The organism is Streptomyces sp. NBC_01463, assembly GCA_036227345.1.
GTDB lineage: Bacteria > Actinomycetota > Actinomycetes > Streptomycetales > Streptomycetaceae > Streptomyces.
Genome location: CP109468.1, coordinates 1,565,143 through 1,586,667 on the forward strand (window position 1 = coordinate 1,565,143; position 21,525 = coordinate 1,586,667).

18 protein-coding genes and 1 pseudogene are annotated in these 21,525 nt (G+C 72.8%); 9 read left to right on the top strand and 10 right to left on the bottom strand.

Features of this window, described 5'->3' with window-relative positions; all coding sequences use genetic code 11:
- The first annotated feature begins 25 nt into the window (after window positions 1-25).
- The 3 genes from OG521_06750 (at window position 26) to OG521_06760 (ending at window position 4,560) form a co-directional block, all read left to right on the top strand.
- A complete protein-coding gene (locus OG521_06750; protein ID WUW20510.1) occupies window positions 26-673 on the top strand; it encodes a phosphatidylserine decarboxylase in 648 nt (215 codons plus the stop codon).
- Window positions 674-695: 22 nt separating this feature from the next.
- The gene (pssA, locus tag OG521_06755; protein ID WUW26591.1) at window positions 696-1,514 is read left to right on the top strand and encodes a CDP-diacylglycerol--serine O-phosphatidyltransferase; all 819 of its coding nucleotides are present in this window, start codon (window positions 696-698) and stop codon (window positions 1,512-1,514) included.
- 181 nt (window positions 1,515-1,695) lie between these two features.
- Window positions 1,696-4,560: a CHAT domain-containing protein gene (locus tag OG521_06760; GenBank protein ID WUW20511.1), complete on the top strand. Its 2,865-nt coding sequence runs from the start codon at window positions 1,696-1,698 to the stop codon at window positions 4,558-4,560.
- Window positions 4,561-4,590: 30 nt separating this feature from the next.
- Here OG521_06760 and OG521_06765 read toward each other — a convergent pair whose 3' ends face one another.
- Genes OG521_06765 through OG521_06775 form a run of 3 tightly spaced genes read right to left on the bottom strand, consistent with a single transcriptional unit; the run spans window position 4,591 to window position 5,938 of the window.
- Window positions 4,591-4,824 carry a hypothetical protein gene (locus tag OG521_06765; protein ID WUW20512.1) on the bottom strand — a complete coding sequence of 78 codons (234 nt, stop codon included), beginning with the start codon at window positions 4,822-4,824 and terminating at the stop codon, window positions 4,591-4,593.
- Window positions 4,821-5,516 (bottom strand): DUF6338 family protein, encoded by a 696-nt coding sequence (locus OG521_06770; GenBank protein ID WUW20513.1) that lies wholly within the window; start codon window positions 5,514-5,516, stop codon window positions 4,821-4,823. Before OG521_06770 ends, OG521_06765 begins: the two co-directional genes overlap by 4 nt.
- On the bottom strand, window positions 5,516-5,938 hold the full coding sequence (locus OG521_06775) for a hypothetical protein (GenBank protein ID WUW20514.1): 423 nt from the start codon (window positions 5,936-5,938) through the stop codon (window positions 5,516-5,518). Before OG521_06775 ends, OG521_06770 begins: the two co-directional genes overlap by 1 nt.
- Before the next feature lie 274 nt (window positions 5,939-6,212).
- On the opposite strand from OG521_06775, the pseudogene OG521_06780 reads away from it, so the two are divergent.
- The 3 genes and pseudogenes from OG521_06780 to OG521_06790 all read left to right on the top strand — a co-directional run bounded on the left by OG521_06780 (window position 6,213) and on the right by OG521_06790 (window position 11,845).
- Window positions 6,213-7,052 (top strand): annotated as a pseudogene (locus tag OG521_06780) (hypothetical protein).
- Window positions 7,053-7,097: 45 nt separating this feature from the next.
- A complete protein-coding gene (locus tag OG521_06785; GenBank protein ID WUW20515.1) occupies window positions 7,098-9,245 on the top strand; it encodes a bifunctional serine/threonine-protein kinase/ABC transporter substrate-binding protein in 2,148 nt (715 codons plus the stop codon).
- A gap of 227 nt (window positions 9,246-9,472) precedes the next feature.
- Window positions 9,473-11,845, top strand: coding sequence for a discoidin domain-containing protein (locus tag OG521_06790; GenBank protein ID WUW20516.1), 2,373 nt, complete (start codon window positions 9,473-9,475; stop codon window positions 11,843-11,845).
- A gap of 73 nt (window positions 11,846-11,918) precedes the next feature.
- Here OG521_06790 and OG521_06795 read toward each other — a convergent pair whose 3' ends face one another.
- Genes OG521_06795 through OG521_06815 form a run of 5 tightly spaced genes read right to left on the bottom strand, consistent with a single transcriptional unit; the run spans window position 11,919 to window position 16,743 of the window.
- Window positions 11,919-13,169 (bottom strand): ABC transporter substrate-binding protein, encoded by a 1,251-nt coding sequence (locus tag OG521_06795; protein ID WUW20517.1) that lies wholly within the window; start codon window positions 13,167-13,169, stop codon window positions 11,919-11,921.
- Window positions 13,166-14,266 (bottom strand): branched-chain amino acid ABC transporter permease, encoded by a 1,101-nt coding sequence (locus OG521_06800; protein ID WUW20518.1) that lies wholly within the window; start codon window positions 14,264-14,266, stop codon window positions 13,166-13,168. The genes OG521_06795 and OG521_06800 overlap by 4 nt, the downstream gene beginning before the upstream one ends.
- Window positions 14,259-15,149, bottom strand: a complete 891-nt coding sequence (locus OG521_06805) for a branched-chain amino acid ABC transporter permease (GenBank protein ID WUW20519.1) — start codon at window positions 15,147-15,149, stop codon at window positions 14,259-14,261. The genes OG521_06800 and OG521_06805 overlap by 8 nt, the downstream gene beginning before the upstream one ends.
- Complete coding sequence (locus OG521_06810; protein WUW20520.1) at window positions 15,146-15,949, bottom strand: ABC transporter ATP-binding protein; 804 nt, start codon at window positions 15,947-15,949, stop codon at window positions 15,146-15,148. Before OG521_06810 ends, OG521_06805 begins: the two co-directional genes overlap by 4 nt.
- The gene (locus OG521_06815; protein ID WUW20521.1) at window positions 15,946-16,743 is read right to left on the bottom strand and encodes an ABC transporter ATP-binding protein; all 798 of its coding nucleotides are present in this window, start codon (window positions 16,741-16,743) and stop codon (window positions 15,946-15,948) included. Before OG521_06815 ends, OG521_06810 begins: the two co-directional genes overlap by 4 nt.
- A gap of 346 nt (window positions 16,744-17,089) precedes the next feature.
- On the opposite strand from OG521_06815, the gene OG521_06820 reads away from it, so the two are divergent.
- The gene (locus tag OG521_06820) at window positions 17,090-17,815 is read left to right on the top strand and encodes a helix-turn-helix domain-containing protein (protein ID WUW20522.1); all 726 of its coding nucleotides are present in this window, start codon (window positions 17,090-17,092) and stop codon (window positions 17,813-17,815) included.
- Between the two features lie 93 nt (window positions 17,816-17,908).
- On the opposite strand, the gene OG521_06825 is transcribed toward OG521_06820, so the two are convergent.
- Window positions 17,909-19,024, bottom strand: coding sequence for a glycerate kinase (locus tag OG521_06825; GenBank protein ID WUW20523.1), 1,116 nt, complete (start codon window positions 19,022-19,024; stop codon window positions 17,909-17,911).
- A 140-nt stretch (window positions 19,025-19,164) separates the two neighbouring features.
- Between OG521_06825 and OG521_06830 the strand changes: the two genes are divergently transcribed.
- Window positions 19,165-19,656: an NUDIX hydrolase gene (locus tag OG521_06830; GenBank protein WUW20524.1), complete on the top strand. Its 492-nt coding sequence runs from the start codon at window positions 19,165-19,167 to the stop codon at window positions 19,654-19,656.
- Window positions 19,657-19,694: 38 nt separating this feature from the next.
- On the opposite strand, the gene OG521_06835 is transcribed toward OG521_06830, so the two are convergent.
- Complete coding sequence (locus OG521_06835; GenBank protein WUW20525.1) at window positions 19,695-20,288, bottom strand: CGNR zinc finger domain-containing protein; 594 nt, start codon at window positions 20,286-20,288, stop codon at window positions 19,695-19,697.
- Between the two features lie 86 nt (window positions 20,289-20,374).
- Here OG521_06835 and OG521_06840 point away from each other — a divergent pair, with 86 nt between their 5' ends.
- Window positions 20,375-21,319, top strand: a complete 945-nt coding sequence (locus tag OG521_06840) for an alpha/beta hydrolase (protein WUW20526.1) — start codon at window positions 20,375-20,377, stop codon at window positions 21,317-21,319.
- Window positions 21,320-21,525: the final 206 nt, after the last annotated feature.

A 21,525-nucleotide genomic window follows, 5' to 3' on the forward strand; every position in this document is an offset into this window, starting at 1 on the left:
GCCTCATCCGCTACGAAGGTCATCCATGCCCGACAGCCATACCTCTGCCACACGCGGCGGGGTCCGCATCGCACGCGGAGCTTCGCCGTGGCTCCTGCCGACCGTCGCCACCGCCGCACTCAGCCTGACCCGGGCCCGCAGGTCCGGGCGCTGGGCGGCGGTAGCCGTGCCCACCACCGCGCTCGCGGCGGGCATGCTGTGGTTTTTCCGCGACCCCGAGCGCGAGATCACCCAGGGTCGCGTCATCTCACCGGCCGACGGCGTGGTGCAGAGCATCATGCCGTGGAAGGACGGGCGTACCCGCGTCGCGATCTTCATGAGCCCGCTGAACGTCCACGTGAACCGCGCCCCCCTGGCCGGCACCGTGACGTCGGTCGAGCACATCCCCGGTGGGTTCGTCCCGGCGTTCAACAAGGAGAGCGAGAACAACGAGCGCGTTGTCTGGCACTTCGACACCGAGCTCGGGGACATCGAGATGGTGCAGATCGCCGGAGCCGTCGCCCGCCGCATCGTTCCCTACCTTCCGCAGGGGACGAAGGTCGCGCAGGGCGAACGCATCGGTCTGATCCGCTTCGGCTCGCGTGTCGACATCTACCTTCCGGAAGGTGTGGACGTCGCGGTCGAGGTCGGCCAGGCCACCACCGCGGGGGTGACTCGCATTGACCGTGATTGATCCCGATACACAGGCCGGCTGGGTGCCGGAGGCCGAGGCGGAGGACGACGCCGAGGACATGCCGCTCTCCATGCGGCTGTCGATAGCGGACACCCTCACCCTCGGTAACGCCACGTGCGGATTCATGGCGGTGTACTTCACCACCACCGGAATCCTCATCCCGCACCTGACGGGCAGCGACGAGAGCGGCATGGCCCGGCACTCCGCGGCCACCGCCGTGATCCTCATGCTCATGGCCGCCATCTTCGACCTGTTCGACGGACTCGTGGCCCGCAAACTGCGCTCGTCGCCGATGGGTGCCGAGCTGGACAACCTCTCGGACCTGGTCAGCTTCGGGCTCGCCCCGGCCTACTTCGTGCTCGTCTACGGCATGGTCGCGGACGACGCACACCAGCGGGTCTCGGCGCTCGCCGCGATCGTGGTCCTGCTGGCGGTGGTCCTCAGGCTGGCGAGATTCTCCTGCGTGACCTTGAAGGACGGCATGTTCCAGGGCATGCCGAGCCCCTTCGGAGCGCTCACGGTCATCTCGATCGTGCTCCTGGAGCTGCCCTTCGTGCCGACGCTGCTCGCGATCATCGGAGTGGCGTGGCTGATGGTCAGCCGGGTCGAGTACCCCAAGCCGCGAGGTGTCCTCGCGGTGGCGATGCTCGGCTGGATCGTGGCCGCGATGGGGCTGCTGGCCGGATGGGCCTTCGACGCCCCCGGCGGTCAGCTGCTCCTCCAGACCGGCTGCGCGCTCCAGGTGGTCCTGGGAGCGGTCATCCCGCTCTTCGCGACCGCCCGCCGGGTGAACAGCTTCCGCGACAACCGGCGCGAGGCACGGGCAGCACAGCTGCCGTAGCCGCACAGCACAGCAGGACGAGGGCCCGGATGCTCCCCGGCATCCGGGCCCTCGTGCGTCCGGAACCGGCTCCCCGCATCCACCCGTACGGGAACTTCTCCCCTGCCGTGCCGGACCCGGCGGTACGGTGCCGAGGGGGCCGGCCGGGACGTGGCGGGCCCGGGGAGGGGTACCGCCGCGGATGTCGGACTGGCCACTGGCGATCGGTGTGCTCTCCACACTGACGATGCTGTTCTACTTCTGCGCCGGTGACCGGTTCGTCGCCGTCGCGGGCGGCCGGATGCCCTGGGGCATGCTGGGGTTCGTCGTCTCGCAGCTGGTGGAGCAGGGCGTGTGGGTCTTCCCCGGCGCCACCCCCTCCTGGTACGGACCGTCGACCTATGTGGCGGCGACGGTGTCCGGCGCGGCCTCCCTGCTGCGCATGGCCCCCAGCAGTCCCCAGCAGCGGGCCAACCCGGACCACGACCCGCTGGGGGCGTCCGAACAGGCGGCCCGGGGCCGGGAGCGGCTGCGGGAGTACGCCGCGTCCGACGACCTGACCGTCCTGGACCACGCAGTCGACGGTCTGCGCACCGCCGTCCGCAAGAGCCTGGGACACGGCTCCCACCCCGGTTACGTCACCGAGCTCGTCAAGGCCCTGCGGATGCGCTACGAACGGCTCGGCCGGATCCAGGACCTCGACGAGGCCGTCGGCGCCGGCGAGGGGGCCGATCCGGCCAGGGCGCGACGGGCGGTCCGGGCCCGGCTGCTCTCCCAGCTCGGTACCGCTCTGCGGCTGCGCTACGACCACCTCGGCGCGGCGGACGATCTGGCCCGGGCCGTCGCCGCCGGCCGGGAGGCCGTCGGGCTGGTCCCGCCGCGCAGCCCGTACTACCCCGGCACCTGCGGCCACCTCGGCGCCTCGCTGCACAGCGACTTCCTGCGCACCGATGACCTCGACGTCCTGGAGGAGGCCGTGACCCAGGTGTCGGCGGCGGTGAAGTGGGCCGACGGGCGCGGCTACCGGCGCGCGGCGGACCGGGCCACGCTGTGCCATCTCCTGGTGCAGCGGGGGCAGCGGACCGGCGGCATCGGCGACCTCGACCGGGCCGTGAAGCTGGGACGGGAGGCGCTGGAGAGCACCGAGCCGGGCGAGGCGCTGTACGCGACGTCCCTGAGTAATCTCGGCCTGGCACTCCGCACCCGCAACGCCATGGGGCCGGGCGCGTCCGGCACCGGTCCTTCGCCGTCCACGGCCGATCTGGACGAGGCGGTCGACCTGAGCGGCCGCGCTCTGCGCACGGCCCCGGCGGACGCCCCCGAGCAGGCGGTGTTCCAGGTCGTCGCGGCCCTGGCCCTGCGGGACCGTGCCCGGTACGACACGGACCGGGACCGCGGGCCCGACGGGGACGGAAGGCTGGGCGCGGCCCTCGCCGCGGCGCGGGCGGCGGCACTGCACACGCGGGCGGACGTGCCGACGCGGCTGCGGGCCGGGCTGCTGTGGAGCGACATCGCGGCCTCGGCGGGCCGGTACCGGGACGCGGTGACGGCGTTCGAGACCGTGATCGCGCTGCTGCCGCGGCTGGCCGGCCGGGAGCTGCGCCGCGCCGACCAGGAGGACCGGCTCGGCCGCCACACCGGCATCGCGGCGGACGCCGCGGCGTGTGCCCTCGCCGAGGGCGCACCGGAGCAGGCGGTCGCGCTGCTCGAACAGGGGCGCGGCGTGCTGCTGTCGCGGGAACTGGATCTGCGGGCCGACATCCGGGAGCTGCGGGCCCGCGATCCCCGGCTGGCGGACGAGTTCGAGGAGCTGCGGGCGGCACTGGCCGAGGGGCACGGCGGGCGGCCGCCGGCCGGCGCACCCGCCGCGTCCCCGGCCGCGTCCTCCGCCGGTCTCCGCTCCCGGCGCCGTGCGCAGGGCGAGCGCTGGGACGAGCTGCTGCGGGAGATCCGTGCGCTCGACGGGCTCGCGGAGTTCGCGGGGCCGCCCTCCCCGCAGCGGCTGGTCGCCGGGGCCGCGGAGGGGGCCGTCGTCTATCTGAACGTGAGCCGGTACCGCTCCGACGCCGTGATCATCGCGCCCGACGGCATCCGGTCCGTCCCCCTGCGGGTCACCCCGGACGACGCGGGGCACCGGCAGCGGGCCCTGGACGCCGCGCTGGACCGCCGGCGCTCCACCGCCGAGGGGGAGAGGGCCGCGGCCGTGCACGAGGTGCTGGGCTGGCTGTGGGACGCCGTGGCCGAGCCGGTGCTCGGTGCGCTGAAAGACCTGCACGCCGCGCACGGCGGGCCGGGGCTGCCCCGGGTGTGGTGGGTGCCGACCGGCACCCTCGCGCTGCTGCCGGTGCACGCGGCGGGGCATCGCGACGGCTCGCGCTCCCTGCTGGACCGGGTGATCTCGTCCTACACCCCGACGGTACGGTCGCTGGCCACGGCCCGCGCCGCGCGCGCCGCCCCCGTCGGCCTCCCGGGGCCCCTCGCCGTCACGATGTCCCGCACTCCGGACGCCGCGCCGCTGGCCGGCGCCGAGGCGGAGGCGCGCATGGTGTGCGGCCTCTTCCCGGACACCGTGCGGCTCACCGACGAGGACGCGACGCGGGAGCGGGTACTGCGGGAACTCCCGCACCACGCCTGGGCCCATTTCGCCTGTCACGCGGTGGCCGACCGCGACGTCCCCTCGCGCGGCGGGCTGCTCCTCCACGACCACCTGCGGAGTCCGCTGACCGTCGAGGACGTGTCGGGGCTCGACCTGGGACATCCCGAGCTCGCGTATCTGTCCTCGTGCGAGACGGCACGCACAGCACCCCGGCATGCGGACGAGGCGATCCACCTGGCCACGGCGTTCCAGCTGGCGGGCTACCGCCAGGTCGTCGCCACGCTCTGGCCGGTCCGGGACGAGGTCGGCTCGGTCTTCGCCGAACGGGTCTACACGGAACTCGCGGGCGCGGTACGCTCCGGCGCCCCGGTCGACGCGGCGGCCGCCGTGCACCGCGCGACCCTGGCGGTCCGCGAACTGTGCCCGAACCGTCCGCAGTTCTGGGCCAGCTATCTGCACGTGGGGTGCTGAGGCCGGCTCGGGCCGAGGCGGGCCCGCGGGCTACCCGGAGGCGTCGGCGCCGCTCGTCCCGGGCTGCGGTGCCGGCTCCGGGGGCTCGGGGGCCGGGCCGGTGTCCTGCCGGGGGACGGAGACTCCGGCCGGGTCCGAGGGGCCCCGGGTGGGTTCGGCCACGGTGGCGCTGGGGGTGTAGCCCCGGTGGTCCCCCTCGCCCCGCGCGGCCAGTGCCTTCTCGAAGGCGGTGAGTTCGGGTTCGTCGGGACGGGACGCGGTCATGTCGGCTCCTCGCCGGATCGGACGGCCGGGACGGCCGTCGTCGTGGTGCCGGGCGGCGGTGCGGCGGCGGGCCGGTGGAGAAGTTCCAGTACGTCGGTGTCCGCCGCGCGTATGTGCAGACCGGCGCTGTCCCGGACGGGCCGGACGAAGCTGCCGTCCGCCCTCATCAGCCAGGCCGATTCGAGGTGGATCTCGGGGGGCTGCGGATACGAGGTGGCGTAGGAGCTGTTCCCGTACCAGCCGCCCACCCAGGCCCCGTCCCGCATCCGCATGCGGACGAAGCAGGGTCCCGCGTCGCGGAACAGGTGGTCCCACGCGGTGGGCGTCGAGCCGTAGCGCGCGGGCCGCAGACGGCGCTGCCACCAGGTGACGCCCCCGGCCGCGGCGGCCGGTACGACGACGAACAGGGCGAGTCCGAGCAGTCCGGCCGGCCGGGGCTGCCGGGCGACGGCCTCCCAGCCGCCCGCGCCGGAGTGCCGGGCGAACCGGACCAGCTGCGGCCCCGCCGCGACCAGATACAGGGTGTCGAGGACGACGGAGGCCGCCACGGCCCGCAGCACCCGCTCCCCCAGGTCCCGTTCGCCCGGGACCGGGCCGCGAAGGCGCTCGCGGAGAAACTGGTAGGTGACGCCCGGCAGGACGACGAGCACCAGCAGCATGACCTGGAGCACGGTGGAGGGGGACTGTCCCATCACATGCCCCGCAGCCCCTCGGAGGGATCGTGCGCGATCAGCCGGGCCCGGCGCGCCCGGACGGCCAGGACCGCGGCCGCCACCCCGGTCGAGATCGCCACCCAGGGTCTCGCCGCCACGATCCAGTCGGCGGTGACCTCCTTGTTGGCGAAGGCCAGGGCCACCAGCACCCCGCAGACCATCCAGAGGACGCCGGACATCACATGGGAGGCCGTCATCTCCAGGAGCAGCAGCAGGGCGCCGAGCAGGGCCGTCACGGCGACCGCCATCGTGAACGGGTCCTCGCCGAGGAGCACTCGGTACTCACCGATGTTCAGCAGCGTGAACACGGCAAGCCACTTGGTCCGGCCGAATCCGATGAGGGGCGACAGGACGACGAGCGCGAGCACCAGCCCGTACACCACCTGCTCCGGAACATGCATGATCCGTGCCTCCCCCCGCTGTCCGTAGTCGATCGGCGGTCAATTGCCTTACGGACAAGGCTAGTCGTGCCACCGCTCCATCGCGGTCGCTCATTCGGGTGAATACCGAGCACGGGTACGGGAGCCGGTGTGCGCGGTCGTGACCAGGGGGCGCGTGCTCCGTACCGACCGGGTGGCCGGGAGCACGGAGTGAGTACGTGTACCCACTCCCCCGGTACGTCCCGGCTCCTAGAATCACGGCACTTGCCGGTTCGGGGGGACGGGGGTCCATGAGATGGCGCATGCGACGGGAAGACGGCGCACGGGGGCATTGGCGGTGATCTCGGTGGCGGCCGCGCTGCTGACGGGATGCGCGGAGAAGCAGGCCGGGACGGAGGGCGCCCCGGCGCCGAGGACGTCCGCGCCGGTGAGCGGGAAGGAGTCGCCGGGGCCGTCCGGCACACCCGGTTCCGGTCCGACGACCAAGCCCGGCGAGCTGCCGGACGCGTACGACTTCACGCCCGACCCGGCCAGGGTGCCCAAGTCGGCTCCGCAGGCCCGGACACTGACGCGCCGGGCGGTGCTGGGACCGGACGACTGGACCGCCGGCATGGCCGTGCACCGGCCGTACGAGAGCAGCGGCACCTGGACGGTGCTGGAGGACTCGTGCGTCTGGAGCCGCGCCGGTCTGCCGGACCACGTCCTGGACAGCTTCACCCGGCGGCTCGACGTGCCCGCGGCGGACGGCAGGGGTCGGGTGCAGGGGGCGATGACGGTCACCGTGCACCGGACGGTCGCGGACGCCGACCGGGAGATCGAGGACACCGTGCAGGAGAGCTTCCGCTGCCCGGACCAGGAGCTGGGCGGCGGCCAGCGGCTCAGCGGGCTGATGTCGCTCCAGATGGACCGGAAGGACGTGCGCAACGCGGACGCCTCGCTGTTCGAGGCGGGGAAGTACGAGGGGCCGGGCTCGAACGGCAGGCAGCACTACGTCTGAAGCAAGTCCCGTATCGGCACGGTCACCGCGGCCGTCTCGGTCAAGGGCGCGAAGGGCTACGAGAACACCGACCTGCTGCGGATCGCGGCGGAGGGCGCGGCGAAGATCCTCTACCGGATCGAACTGGCGCTGAAGTGACCGCAGTCAAGTGACCGCACTCGAGACTCTGGGGCTTTCCCGCTGATGGAACCGTTGCGCTCCACGGACCCGGCGCGTATCGCCGGGTACCGCATCCTCGGCCGGCTCGGCGCCGGCGGCATGGGTGTCGTCGTGCTCGGCCGCTCGCCGGGCGGTTCGCTGGCCGCGATCAAGGTGATCCGTGCCGAGTACGCGGACGACACCGGGTTCCGTACCCGGTTCCGCCGCGAGGTGTCCATCGCCCGGCAGGTCAGCAACCGCTGGGCGGTGCCCGTGGTCGACGCGGACACCGAGGCCGCGTCGCCCTGGCTGGCGACCGAGTTCGTGCCGGGGCCCTCGCTCAGTGAGGCGGTGGGGGCCGGGGCGCCGCTTCCGGAGCGCAGTGTGCGGGCGCTCGGCGCCATGCTGGCGGAGGCGCTGGAGGCGGTCCACGCGGCGGGGCTCGTGCACCGGGACGTCAAGCCCGGCAACGTACTGCTCGGGCTGGACGGTCCCCGGCTGATCGACTTCGGGATCGCCCGCGCCCTGGACGACACCGTGCTGACGGCGACCGACGCGATCGTCGGCTCGCCGGGCTTCCTCTCGCCCGAGCAGGCCCAGGGACGCCGGATCGGGCCGCCGAGCGACATCTTCTCGCTGGGCTGTGTGCTGGTGTACGCGGCGACCGGGCGGCGGCCGTTCGGCAGCGGTCCCGCCGAGGCGATGCTGTTCCGTTCGGTCCACGACCCGGCGGATCTGACGGGGCTGCCCGCCGGTCTGCTGCCGCTGGCCGAGGCGTGCCTGGCCAAGGACCCGGCGCACCGCCCGGACGCGTCGGCGATCCGGCAGGCGCTGGCGCAGGACGCGCGGGGCGGCAGCTGGCTGCCCGCGCCGGTCACCCATCTGATCGCCGAGCGCTCGGCGCGGATGCTGGGCCTGCCCGACATCGAGGCGACCCGGCTGGACGCCCGTACCGAGGACGCCCCGCACACCACCGCCCGGGTGCCGCAGCCGCAGCCGCGCCGGCGGTTCCTGGCGTACGCGGCCGGGGGCGTCGTCGTCGCGGCCGGCGGATCGGTCGCGGCGTGGCTCTCGTCCTCCGGCGGCGACGGCTCGAAGGGGGACGGCGAGGGAGACGGCGGGAGCCCGGCGGCGGCCCGGCCCGAGCTGCACATCGGCCTGCAGGCGGACCTCACCGGGCCGTCGGCGGCGCGCGGCAAGGGCCAGGAGCAGGGGGCGCGGCTGGCGGTCGAGGAGTACAACGCCCGCGAGGACGCGCCGTTCGTCCTGGAGCTGACGCCGGTCGACGACCGGGGGCAGGAGGCCCGGGCGACGGCGGCCGTGCGGCAACTGGCCGCCGATTCCCGGACGATCGCGGTGCTGGGGGCCACCGGGACGTCCGCGGCGCAGGAGGCGCTGACCGCGTACGACGAGGCCGGGCTGCCGGTCATCAGTGTGGTCGACGGCGACACCCGCCATCTCAGCCGGATCTTCCTCTGCGCCCGTCCCAACGACGCGATGCAGATGCTGCCGGTGTCCCAGTACCTCGGCGCGCACGGCCTGGACGACATCGCGCTGGTGGACAACGGGACGGAGTACGGCAGACAGACCACCCGGTTCCTGAGTGAGGCGTTGCGGGGCAACGGCCGTACGGTGCGCGCGGAGACGGTGCGCACGGACGCGCGGGACGTCGGCGCGGTCGCGGCGCGGATCGCGGCGGGCCGGCCCGGGGCGGTGGTGCACGGCGGTGACTGGCAGGACGCGGCACGGTTCGCGCGGGCGCTGTCGGCCGCGGGGTACCGGGGGCCCCGGATCGCCACCCAGGCGGTGCACGATCCGCGGTTCGTGCGGGAGGCCAAGGCGGCGGCAGAGGGCTGGCTGGTGGTGTCCACCTCGGCCGATCCGGCGACGGTGCCCTCGGTGCGCCGGTTCGCGACGGCGTTCCGCAAACGGTTCGGTGCGGCTCCGCCGCTGTTCGCCGCGGAGGCGTACGACGCGGTGGGGCTGATCTCCGCGTGCGCCGGAGGGCTGGGGCGGGACCGGGTGACGCGGCAGGACCTGCTGCCGGTGCTGCGGACCAACACGTTCAAGGGTGTGTCCAGGAGCTATGCCTTCGAACCGGCGAACGGGATGTACGCCGGGACGGGCGTGTTCATCTACCGGGTGGAGCGGGGCCGGTTCGGCTTTCTGGGCATGGACGGCCGGAAGGTCTGACCGGCCGTCACTCTCCGCGACCCGCAAACCACTTGCACCGAGCCTGTGGTCCGTCGCGCGGATTTCCCGCCCAATCCCCGCACTTCACGCATTCCTGACAGGTTTACGTCACAAATTTTAGCTGCGAGAGCGGAATCTTGCGCAGCGCCGTGGACTTCCTTGCGGAGGTACTCCTAGCCTGTGGGGCGTCCGAAGAGCCCCCCGCGAGCCGCAAGGACGACATCCTCGTGACGCCACCACCCAGACGCCCCCTGCTCAGACGATCCGTGTCCGCCTCTCTCGCGCTGGCGGTCGCCGCGTTCGGCACCGCCGCCGCCGTGGTCCTGTCCAGTGCTCCGGCCGCCCAGGCGGCGGGAGTTCCCGCCCCCTCCCCCGTGGCGGTCCCCGGTCGCGGTGCGACCGTTCCGTTCAAGGAGCAGGAAGCCGAGTACGCCGCCACCAACGGCACCCTGATCGGCCCGAACCGGCTGTACGGCACGCTGCCCTCCGAGGCTTCGGGCCGGCAGGCCGTGACCCTCGACGCGGTCGGTGAGTACGTGGAGTTCACGCTCACCGCACCCGCGAACGCCATGTCCTTCCGGTACTCGCTGCCGGACAACGCCGCCGGATCGGGCCGGGACGCCTCGATCGACGTGACGGTGAACGGAGCATCGCCCAAGGCGGTGCCCGTCACATCGAAGTACGGCTGGTACTACGGCGGTTACCCCTTCAACAACAACCCGGGCGACACCAACCCGCACCACTTCTACGACGAGGCCCGGACCATGTTCGGGTCGACCCTCGCCGCCGGCACGAAGGTCCGGCTGCAGGTCTCGTCCACCGCCGCCTCACCGTCGTTCACCATCGACCTGGCGGACTTCGAGCAGGTGGCCGCGCCCACCGCCAAGCCCTCGGGCGCGCTCGACGTCGTCGCCGACTTCGGTGCCGACCCGACCGGGACCGCCGACTCGACCGCCAAGATCCAGGCGGCCGTGGACGCGGGCAAGGCACAGGGCAAGGAGGTGTACATCCCGCAGGGCACCTTCCAGGTCCGCGACCACATCGTGGTGGACAAGGTGACGCTGCGCGGCGCCGGGCCCTGGTACTCCGTGCTGACGGGACGCGACCCGGTGAACCGGAGCAAGGCGGTCGGCGTCTACGGCAAGTACGCCCGGGACGGCGGCAGCAGCAATGTGACGCTGAAGGACTTCGCCATCATCGGCGACATCCGGGAGCGCGTGGACGACGACCAGGTCAACGCCATCGGCGGCGCCCTGTCGAACTCGACGGTCGACAACGTCTGGATGCAGCACACCAAGTGCGGCGCCTGGATGGACGGCCCGATGGACAACTTCACCATCAAGAACAGCCGCATCCTGGACCAGACCGCGGACGGGGTGAACTTCCACTACGGAGTCACCAACTCCACGGTCACCAACACCTTCGTCCGCAACACCGGTGACGACGGTCTGGCGATGTGGGCGGAGAACATCCCGAACGTGAAGAACAAGTTCACGTTCAACACCGTGATCCTGCCGATCCTCGCCAACAACATCGTCACGTACGGCGGCAAGGACATCACCATCTCCGACAACGTCATGTCGGACACCATCTCCAACGGCGGCGGGCTGCACATCGCCAACCGCTACCCGGGCGTCAACTCCGGTCAGGGCACGGCCGTCTCCGGTGTCACCACGGCGGCGCGCAACACCCTGATCCGTACCGGGAACAACGACTACAACTGGCAGTTCGGCGTCGGAGCGATCTGGTTCAGCGGACTCAACGAGCCGATCAACGCCACCATCAACATCTCCGACAGCGAGATCCTGGACAGCTCCTACGCCGCGATCCACCTCATCGAGGGTGCGACGAACGGGCTGCACTTCGACAACATCAAGATCGACGGCGCCGGCACCTACGCCCTCCAGATCCAGTCGCCGGGCAAGGCCACCTTCAACAACGTGGTGGCCACGCACATCGCGCAGTCCAACCCGATCCACAACTGCGTGGGCAGCGGCTTCGAGATCACCCGCGGATCCGGCAACTCCGGCTGGTACGCGGACCCGCCGGCCTGCACCGGCACCTGGCCGACCCCGGTGTGGACCAACGGCGGTGTGCCGGGCGGCGGCAGCGGCCCGACGGACCCGCCCACGGACCCGCCGACGGACCCGACCGACCCGCCGACCGACCCGCCCGCCGAGACGGGCAACCTCGCCCAGGGCCGTAACGTCACCGAATCCGGTCACGCGGACGTGTACAGCGCGTCCCGTGCCGTGGACGGCGACGCGAACAGCTACTGGGAGAGCACCAACCACGCCTTCCCGCAGACCATCACCGTGGATCTGGGCGCCGCGAAGGCCGTCAAGCGGCTGGTCCTGAAGCTGCCGCCGGCGGCCGCCTGGTCCACCCGCACGCAGACGCTGAGCGTGTCGGGCAGCACCGACAACAACACGTTCAACTCGCTCAAGGCGTCGGCGGGTTACACCTTTGATCCGTCGAGCGGAAACCGGGCGACGGTCACCCTGCCCGGTACCTCGGCCCGCTATCTGCGGCTGACGTTCACCGGCAACACCGGATGGCCCGCCGCCCAGCTCTCCGAAGTGGAGGCCTACACCAGCTGACGGCACGGATGACAGACCGCCGGGCGGCACGCGTGACGCGTGCCGCCCGGCGGCTTCGGCCTTCGTGCCGTGGCTACTTCAGCGTGTAGGACTTCGCCGCCGGTGCCGCCTGGGCCGGCCGGACGACCTTGAGGCCGCCGGGGGTCTTGGCGTCCGGCTTCATGATCACGCTCTCCCGGGTGGAGGGCGCGGCCGGGTCGGAGAAGTTGTGCGACATCCCGAAGTCGCTGCCGAAGTCCGTGATCGTCAGCAGCGCCTTGTCGATGCCCTCACGGGTGAGGTCCTTGGAGGTGCAGGCCTTCTTCAGCGCCTCACCGAACAGGCTCGCCGCGTTGTAGCCCGCGATGACGCCGTTGTCGAGGCCGTCCTTCGGGTACGCGGCCCCGTACTCCTTGGCGAGCTTCGCCGGGCCGGCGCCCGGGTCACCGATCGGGAGGGTGGACGCGGCGACGTAGTAGTCCTTCGTCAGGGCCGGTCCCGCCTGCGTCTTCAGCAGCTGCGGTGCGTACGCCGAGTTGTTGCCGACGACCGGGACCTTGAAGCCGGTGGCCGCGGCGACACCGACGAGCGAGGCCGCCTGGCGCGGGCCGGCGCTGATGACGACGGCCTTGACGCCCGCCTGCTTCAGCGCGGCGACCTGCGCGGTCATGTCGTTGTCGGTGGGCTTGATCTTCTGCTCGACGACGGTGAGACCCGCCTGCTGCGCCGCGTACTTCGAGCCCGCGAGCGCGTTCTCGCCGTAGTCGCCCTCGAAGTAGACGTGCCCGATCTTGTCGCCCTTGGCGATGCGCTTCTCGGCGAGCAGGTAGTCGATCGCGTTGATCGTCTCGACGTCGTACGTGGCACCGATGACGCGGACGTACTTGCTGCCGAGCAGATTCGCCGACCAGGCCTGCGGCAGGACGAGCCCCTTGTCCTGGCCGTCGATGCGCTGCTCGACCGCCGCCACGAACGGCGAGCCGATGAACTGGACGAAGCCCAGCACCTTCGGCGCCAGCTCGGTGTACCCGGCGATGGCCTTCTGCGGATCGTATCCGTGGTCGCGCACGGTCAGTTCGACCTTGCGCTTGCAGATGCCGCCCGCGGCGTTGGTCTGCTTGACCCAGAGCTGCTGGGCCTGGGTGACGCTCTTGCCGAGCGAGGCGTAGACCCCGGTCATGTCGGTGAGCGCGCCCAGCGAGATCACCGAGTCGGTGACGCCCACGCCGGTCTTCACACCGCCCTTGTCCTGGGCTCCCTCGTCGGAGGACTTGGCCTTCTCGCTGCAGCCCACGAGGGTGAGGGTGAGGGCCGCGCACACGGCCCCGAACACACGCAGTTTCATTTCTTCTCCCCTGAATTCTTCATCAGACGTGTCAGGCCGCCGGGCAGGAACAGAACAGCCGCGACCACCGCGGCGCCGTACAGGTAGCGCGACGCCTCGCCCGGTGCCAGACCGCCCGTACCGGGGGCGGAGACCAGGGGCAGGGAGTCGCTGTAGTGGGTGAGCAGCTGCGGCAGAAGCGAGACGAACGCGGCCCCGACGACCGCTCCCGCCACGGTGCCGAGCCCGCCGATGACGATCATGGCGAGGTATTCGAGGGACAGGACCATGCCGAAGTACTCGGGCACGGTCCGCTGGAAGACCAGCGCGAGCAGGACGCCGGCGAGGCCCGCGTACATGGAGGACAGGACGAAGACGCCGGCCCGGTAGCGGGCGACGGGTACGCCCATCACCCCGGCCGCGATGCGGTGGTCGCGGATGGCGTTGAGCGCCCGGCCCGGCCGCCCGCGCAGCACTCCGCGGGCGAACAGGCCGCTCAGGAGCAGGGCGAGCAGCGCCGCGTACCAGAGCTTCTCGGAGGACTGGAACGGCACCGCGGCCACCATCACCTCGGTGTCGTCGAAGTCGAAGCCGAAGAGCGAAAGGGGCGGCACGGCACGGCCGTTGAAGCCGCCGGTGAGCGAGCCCGCGTTGAACAGCACGTGCTGGCCGATGAAGATCAGCGCCAGCGTGGCGATGCCGAGGTAGGCGCCGCGCAGCCGGCTCGCGATGGGGCTGAACAGTCCGCCGGCGGCTCCCGCGAGGAGCACGGCGAGGACGGCGGCGAGCCAGCTGGGCAGGCCGAGCCCGGAGAGCTCGTGCCCGTTCTCCGTACTGCTCTCGCCGGCCAGTACGCAGTACCCGTACGCGCCGACGGCGAGGAAGAAGGCGTGCCCCATGGAGAGCTGGCCGGTCGCGCCGGTGAGGAGGTTGAGGCCGATGGCGCCGATGGCGGCCGCCATGGCGAAGAGTCCGGCCTGGAGCCAGAAGCGGTCCAGGTAGAACGGGAACGCGAGCAGCAGCACCGAGCCGACGGCCCAGAGGTAGGTACGGGGGTGGCGCAGCCGGGCGGCGAGTGCGGCGGCCGTCGCGGGCGGTGCGGTCGTGGTCTCAGACACGGGCGAGCTCCTTCGTACCGAAGAGTCCCGCGGGCCGCAGGAGCAGCACGATCACCATCACCAGGTACGGGGCGAGGTCGCCGATGCCGCGGCCCAGGAAGGAGAGGTCGCTCTGGTAGCCGGTGGCGAGCGATTCGGTGACGCCGACGATGAGTCCGCCGGCCAGGGCCCCGGTCGTCGAGTCGAGTCCGCCGAGGATGGCGGCGGGGAAGGCCTTGAGGGCGGCGAGTGAGGTGGCCCGTTCCAGGCCGGGTGTGGGGAAGACGGTGAGGAAGAGCGCGGCGACCGCGGCGAGCGCCCCGGCCACCGCCCACGCGGCGAGGGAGACCCGGCCGAGTTTGATCCCCATCAGGGCGGCGGTCTGCGGGTTCTCCGCGGCGGCCCGCATCGACACCCCCCAGGAGGTGAACCGGAAGGCGAGCAGGAACACCGTGATGAGGAGGGCGGCGGCGACGAAGGCCGCGACCCGGGTCTGGGCGAGGGTGACGTCGCCGATGGTGATGACGCGGTCGCCCCAGGGGTCGCCGAGCGAGAGCACCTCCGTGCCCATGCGGCGGGTGAGTTCGGTGGTGAGGAGGATGTCGACGCCGATGGTGACGATGGCCAGGACGCTGTGGTCGCTGCCCCGGTAGCGGCGCATCACCAGGAACTCGATGGCCGCTCCGACGACGGCGGCGCCCGCGATGCCGACGGCGAGCGCCGGCCAGAAGCCGATGTCGTCGTGGAGCACGGCGGTCACGTAGCCGCCCGCGAGCAGCAGGGAGGCGTGGGCGAAGTTGACGACCTCGGTGGCCTTGAAGATGACGACGAAGCCGAGCGCGATCAGCGCGTAGACCGAGCCGATGGAGAGGCCGCCGAGGAGGAGTTCGATGAAGGTGGTCATTCCTGTGCCCCCAAGTAGGCCTGGACGACGGCCGGATCGTTCTGGACCTCGGCGGGGGTGCCGTCCGCGATCCTGCGTCCGAAGTCGAGTACGGTCACGGCGTCCGCGAGCCTCATGACCACGCCCATGTCGTGTTCGACGAGCACGATCGAGATGCCGAGGCTGTCGCGCACCCCGGCCACGACCGCTGCGGTGCGCCGCCGTTCGTCGGCGGTCATGCCGGCGACGGGTTCGTCCAGGAGGAGGACCTGCGGCTCCATGCAGAGCGCCCGGCCGAGCTCGACGAGCTTCTGCTGCCCGTAGGGAAGCGCCCCGGCGGGCCGGTCCAGTTCCTTCTCCAGTCCGATGAATTCGGCGATCTCGCGGACCCGGTCCAGATGACGCCTGGCCTCGCGGGCGGCTGACGGCAGCCGCAGCCCGCTGGCGAGGAACCCGGCGCGGGTGAGCCGGTGCCGGCCGAGCAGCAGGCTGTCGGCGACGGTGGCGTGCGGGGGCAGCGCGAGGTTCTGGAAGGTACGGGCGACGCCGAGTTGGGCGATCTTGTGCGGGGCCAGTCCGGTGAGCTGGGTGGTACCGAGATGGACGGTGCCGGATGCCGCCCGGTAGACCCCGGACAGCACGTTGAAGCAGGTCGACTTGCCCGCCCCGTTGGGGCCGATGACGGCGTGCACGCTGCCCGGCTCCACGGTGAAGGAGATGCCGTCGAGCGCGGTGAGCCCGGCGAAACGGACGGTGACGTCACGGACCGCGAGCGCGGCCGGGGCGGTTGCGGTGCGGGGTGCTTCCTGCGCCGTCGTCATGCGGACCACCTGCTCAGGGTGCGTACGGACCCTGCGGCCCGGTCCGCGTCGGCGGCGGCCGTCTCGTCGACGACGCCGAGATAGCGGCGGCGCACCTCGTCGGAGGCGGCGAGCTCGTCGGCCGGCCCCTCCAGGGTGACCTCGCCGACCTCCAGGACGTACGCCGTGGAGGCGAGCCTGAGCGCGATCGCGGCGTTCTGCTCGACGAGCAGGACCGAGGTGCCCGACGCGTTGATCTCCTGCACCGTCTCCGCGATGCGCTGCGCCATCAACGGGGCCAGCCCGAGGGACGGTTCGTCGAGGAGCAGCAGCCGCGGCCCGGCCATCAGGGCCCGTCCCATCGCCAGCATCTGCTGTTCGCCGCCCGACAGCAGCCCGGCACGCTGGTGCGCGCGCTGCGCCAGTACGGGGAACAGTTCGTGCACGCGGGCCAGCGCGGCGGCCGCCGTCTTGCGGCCGCCGCGGGCTCCGAGGGCGCCCGCCCGCAGGTTGTCGGCCACCGTCATCCGGGCGAACACCTGTCGGCCTTCCGGCACTTGGACCACTCCGGCGGCCACCACCTGGGCGGGGCGCAGCCCGTCCAGGCGGCGGCCGTCGAAGCTGACGGTGCCCGTGCCCGTCCCGCGGTGGAAGCCGAGGGTCCGCGAGATGGCCCGCAGCAGCGTGGTCTTCCCGGCCCCGTTGCCGCCGAGTACGGCGGTGATCGCGCCGGCCGGCACATCGAGGGAGACGTCGCGCAGGGACCGTACGGGGCCGTAGCCCACGGACAGCGCGCGGATCTCTAGCGTTGCCATGCGTCCTCCTCCTTCCGCCTTGTCATGGAATCGACGCGTCGATTCGTGGTGCGCAGGGGTCCCCGGCCCGGCCGTGGCCGACGGTCTCCGCCTGTGCCTGCCTGTGCCCGCCCTGTGCGCTGTGGGGCCACAGACCAGCAGGGGCCGGGCCGTGCGTCCACGGTCACCGGCCGAAACGCTGCGGGTGCCCCGCGCGGAGGGCCGCTGGTTGTGCACGCGCACAGAGGCGGGCCGGGTGTGCTCGCCCCGGGGCCGGACGGGTGCCATCCTCACGACGGGTCCGGTGGGCCGGGCCCGGGCCCTGAGCACGGATGCGGCCCCGGGGCGCGCGGAGAACGGAGCGGGGATGCGGCAGTGCGGGGACGAGCGGGAGTGGGCGCTGCTCGACGCGCTGCTGGAGGACGAGCGGGGGCCGGATCTCGTCGCGCTGGCCGGCGCGGTCCTGGGGCTGCCGGAGCGGGGCCGGTACGCGGTGGCCGTCGTCCCGGTGCACGAGGGCGCCGGCCCCAGGACCGCCGGCGCGCAGGGGATGCGGTTCCTGTGGCGGTCGCGGCCGGACCGGGAGATCGCGGTGGTGGTCCTGGGTGACGCGGATCCGGCCGCGGTCGCCGCGCTCCTGCGGGACGGGGGTCCGGGTCCCGGTGGCGTCAGCCCGGTGGTGGAGGGGCTGTCCGGGCTGGGCGCGGCCCGGCGGCTGGCCGATGCGGCGCTGCTGACGTGCGGTCCGGGCGGGGACGAGGCCGTCTGCCTGGCCGGCCGTGTCCCGGCGGCCCTGGTGGCGGGTCAGCCGGAGCTCGCGGCCTATCTGGCCACGGACGTCTTCGGCCCGCTGCTGGCCCGCGACCCGGCGTACCGGGCGCTGCTGGTGTCGACGCTGGACGCGTGGCTGGAGTGCGGGGGGTCGGCGGGGCGGACGGCGGTACGGCTGTGCTGCCACCGGAACACGGTGCTGAACCGGTTGCGGCGGCTGGAGGAGCTGACGTCACGGTCCCTGTCGCGGCCGCGCGAACTGGTGGAACTGATGCTGGCCCTGGACGCGGTACGGCTGCTGCCGGGGGCGGCACCGCTGTGAGGAGCCCCGCTCCTCAAGCCCCTCCGGCGACTGAGGAGCGGGGGTCCGGGGGCGGAGCCCCCGAAGGGCCCCGCCCCGTCACCTCACCTCACCTCAGCGCAGGAAGTCCCTGGCGATGGACTCCGCCACCCGCTCCAGCAGCGGCCCCGCCTCGGCCATGCACACCGCGGGATCCGGCTCCAGCTCCGTGAGCGCGTACGCGCGGCGGATCCCCGCGCGCCCCAGCGCCTCCGGTGCCAGCGCCAGGCGGCCGCAGACCGCGACGACCTCGATGCCCGCCGCACGGGCCGCCGCGGCGACCCCGGCCGGGGCCTTGCCGTGCAGCGTCTGTTCGTCGAGGGACCCCTCGCCGGTGATGACGAGCGTGGCCCTGGCCAGCGCGGGTGCGAAGCCGAGGACGTCGAGCATCACCTCGATCCCTGGCCGGAACCGCGCACCGAGTGCGACCAGTGCCCCGTACCCGATGCCGCCCGCCGCCCCGGCGCCCGGCTGCTGTGCCTGCTCCGGCCCCAGCACGGAGGCGTAGTGGGCGAGCGCCGCGTCGAGCACCGCGATGTCGTCCTCGGTCGCGCCCTTCTGACGCCCGTAGACCTCGGGGGCGCCCTTGGGACCGGTCAGCGGGTTGTCCACGTCGCTGGCGAGGATCAGGTCGATGTCGCCGAGCCGCGGGTCGAGCCCGGAGAGATCGGCCGTGGCCAGGTCGGCGAGGCCGCCGCCGCCGGGGCCGACGGGCTTGCCGTCCGCGTCCAGGAACCGTGCGCCGAGCGCGGCCAGCATGCCCGCCCCGCCGTCCGTGGTCGCGCTGCCGCCGACGCCGAACACGATGGTCCGGGCGCCCGCCTCCAGCGCGGCGAGCAGCAGCTCGCCGGAGCCGTACGTGGTGGCCGTGAGCGGGGCGAACACGCCCGCCGGCAGATGCTGGAGGCCGGAGGCCTCGGCCATCTCGACCACGGCGGTGGTGTCCCGCACCGCGTACGCCGCGGTCACGGGGTCGCCGAGCGGCCCGGTCACCCGCGCCTCGCGGCGCTCGAATCCGGCGGCCACCGCGGCCGCCACCGTGCCGTCGCCGCCGTCCGCCACCGGCAGGGTCTCGACCCGCACCTCGGGGGCGACGCGCCGCAGCCCGGCCGTCACCCGCTCGGCGACCTGTACGGCCGTGAGCGAGCCCTTGAACTTGTCCGCCGCGACGAGCACGCGTGCGGTCTCCATCACTGCTCCGTCCGTCACCTTGATTCCCTTTGCTTTCGAACAGGCAGTCGCGCCGACCCGACCCTATCCGCAGCACCCCCTCCCTGCCCATGGGTGTCCGTGCCCTGGACCTGCGGCGCCTCGCAACTACGCTGCCCGGTGTGACCACCAACGACTACGCCACATACATCGCGGGCCTCCCCAAGGTCCTGGCCGGCGCGGCCTGCGTCTTCCGTGACGGACGGGGCCGGGTACTGCTCGTCGAGCCGAACTACCGGGAGGGCTGGACGCTGCCCGGCGGCACGATCGAGTCGGCGGACGGCGAGACCCCCCGGCAGGCCGCCCGGCGCGAGTGCCTGGAGGAGATCGGTCTCGACCTGGAGCCGGGCCGGCTGCTCGCGGTCGACTGGACGCGCGGCAGCGCACGGCCGCCGATCGTGGCGTACATCTTCGACGGCGGGGTCCTGGGCGAGGAGCAGCTGAAGGCGATCCGGATCCAGGAGGAGGAACTCCTGTCGTGGAAGCTCGTCGAGCCCGCGGACCTGGAGAGCCATCTGCCCGGCGCGGTCGGAGGCCGGGTGCGGGCGGCGCTGGGCGCCCTGGAGTCCGGAGCGGGCCCGGTGGAGCTGGTGGACGGCGGCCCCGTCGGCTGAGTCGCCGGCGCGGCTGATGCCGGTGGCCGCCGGACCGGCTACCCCTCGGCGTCCGGACCGTCCGCCTTGTGGCGTTGGTAATAGCGGGCCACCCGTGCCCGGTTGCCGCAGCGTGCGGCCGAGCACCAGCGGCGGCGCGGGTGGGCGGGGACGAACAGCATCGTGCAGTCCGCCGCCTCGCACTCGCGGACCCTGCCGATCGCCGGGTCCGCCAGCAGCCCGGCCGCGTCCTCGGCGAGCGCCGCGGCCACCCGCACGCCGAGCGGACCGGTGCGGCGGGGCGTCACCACGACCGCGGTGCCGTCCCACTCCGCGTACCGCACGGCGGGGGCGGCGAGCTGCGCCTCGTTGAGTCCGCGCAGCGCAGATGCCGGGGGGCGCTCGCCCCGGCGGGCCGGCGCGACGGCGAGTGCCGCGTGCGCCCGGACCGCCCGCACGGCCGCCACATCCTCCTGGGTCACCGCCTGCTCCCCGGCCGCCCCGGGCAGCCGCTCCCCCTCCAGGGCCAGCCAGGCCCGCAGGCCGGCCGGGTCGGCCAGGTGATCGACCGGCGGACCCTGCGCCGCGTACGGAAGCGTGTTGAGCAGGTCCAGGGCGAGGGGTTCACCGGTCAGGGGCTCAAGACCATTCATGCCACTAATGCTAACTCACACCCTTGACGCATTAGATCTCCCTGGCATAGAACTAATGCATCAGCACACCAAGGAGGCATGTGAACATGGCGATTCAGGTGGTTGTTCCGCACATCCGTCACCGGCACACCGAGGTCGACGGCGTCCGTGTCTTCTACCGCGAGTCGCTCCCGGCCGTCGGGGGCGACGACGCCCCGGTGCTGCTGCTCCTGCACGGCTTCCCCTCGGCCTCGCACCAGTTCCGCCGCCTGATGGACGCCCTCGGCGCCCACTTCCGCATCGTCGCCCCGGACTACCCGGGCTTCGGCCACAGCGACGTCCCCGGGTCCTCGACCACCGGCGGCCCGTTCACGTACACCTTCGACCGCCTCGCCGACATCACCGAGGGCTTCGTGCGGCAGCTGGGCCTGTCCCGCTTCGTGATGTACGTGTTCGACTTCGGCGCCCCCGTCGGATTCCGGCTCGCCACCCGCCACCCGGAGTGGATCGCCGGCCTGGTGGTGCAGAACGGCAACGCGTACGAGGAGGGGCTGTCGCCGCAGGCCCGCGACTTCATCGCCCTCCGCCCGGAGCAGCCAGGCGCCGCCGACACGGTGCGCTCGCTGCTGACCCTCCCGGCGACCCGCGGCCAGTACGAGGGCGGGACCGCCGATCCGGAGCTGATGGCGCCGGACGGCTGGACCCTGGACCAGCACTTCCTGGACCTCCCGGGGCGTACGCAGCCGCAGCTGGACCTGGCCTTCGACTACCACTCCAACGTGGCGCTCTATCCGCGGTGGCAGGAGTGGCTGCGCACCCACACCCCGCCCGCGCTCATCGTCTGGGGCACGGGCGACATGTTCTTCCCCGAGCCCGGCGCCCGCGCGTATCTGCGCGATCTGCCGGACGCCGAACTGCACCTCTTCGGCACCGGGCACTTCGCCCTGGAGGACCACCTGCCGCAGATCGCACCGCTCGTCGCCGGTTTCGTGGACCGCGCCTGGACGGCGGCGGACCGGCCCGGAGAAGCACGTGGCATCCGGGTGCGGTAACGTTGACGGCTGCGAAGGGGAGTAGCCCTGCAAACCGGTCGTCGACACACTGGAACCTCCGGGTTCCCGGTGGCCGGGCTCGTGGATCATGACGGGCGGGCGAGACCTTCGGTCAGGTATGACACGCCCACGCCCCGTGGGCGGTGCCGTCATGCCGGGCCGAGTGGTCCTCCGAAAAGCCCGAGCGGCACTTCGCGGAAGATCCG

What these genes read in the sequence shown, in the direction of transcription:
- OG521_06750 (WUW20510.1), top strand. Translation starts at nt 26, where the DNA reads ATGCCCGACAGCCATACCTCTGCCACACGCGGCGGGGTCCGCATCGCA.
- OG521_06835 (WUW20525.1), bottom strand. Translation starts at nt 20,288, where the DNA reads ATGAATGGTCTTGAGCCCCTGACCGGTGAACCCCTCGCCCTGGACCTG.
- OG521_06805 (WUW20519.1), bottom strand. Translation starts at nt 15,149, where the DNA reads ATGACCACCTTCATCGAACTCCTCCTCGGCGGCCTCTCCATCGGCTCG.
- OG521_06760 (WUW20511.1), top strand. Translation starts at nt 1,696, where the DNA reads ATGTCGGACTGGCCACTGGCGATCGGTGTGCTCTCCACACTGACGATG.
- OG521_06770 (WUW20513.1), bottom strand. Translation starts at nt 5,516, where the DNA reads ATGGGACAGTCCCCCTCCACCGTGCTCCAGGTCATGCTGCTGGTGCTC.
- OG521_06810 (WUW20520.1), bottom strand. Translation starts at nt 15,949, where the DNA reads ATGACGACGGCGCAGGAAGCACCCCGCACCGCAACCGCCCCGGCCGCG.
- OG521_06765 (WUW20512.1), bottom strand. Translation starts at nt 4,824, where the DNA reads ATGACCGCGTCCCGTCCCGACGAACCCGAACTCACCGCCTTCGAGAAG.
- OG521_06825 (WUW20523.1), bottom strand. Translation starts at nt 19,024, where the DNA reads ATGGAGACCGCACGCGTGCTCGTCGCGGCGGACAAGTTCAAGGGCTCG.
- OG521_06820 (WUW20522.1), top strand. Translation starts at nt 17,090, where the DNA reads ATGCGGCAGTGCGGGGACGAGCGGGAGTGGGCGCTGCTCGACGCGCTG.
- OG521_06795 (WUW20517.1), bottom strand. Translation starts at nt 13,169, where the DNA reads ATGAAACTGCGTGTGTTCGGGGCCGTGTGCGCGGCCCTCACCCTCACC.
- OG521_06840 (WUW20526.1), top strand. Translation starts at nt 20,375, where the DNA reads ATGGCGATTCAGGTGGTTGTTCCGCACATCCGTCACCGGCACACCGAG.
- OG521_06815 (WUW20521.1), bottom strand. Translation starts at nt 16,743, where the DNA reads ATGGCAACGCTAGAGATCCGCGCGCTGTCCGTGGGCTACGGCCCCGTA.
- OG521_06775 (WUW20514.1), bottom strand. Translation starts at nt 5,938, where the DNA reads ATGCATGTTCCGGAGCAGGTGGTGTACGGGCTGGTGCTCGCGCTCGTC.
- OG521_06785 (WUW20515.1), top strand. Translation starts at nt 7,098, where the DNA reads ATGGAACCGTTGCGCTCCACGGACCCGGCGCGTATCGCCGGGTACCGC.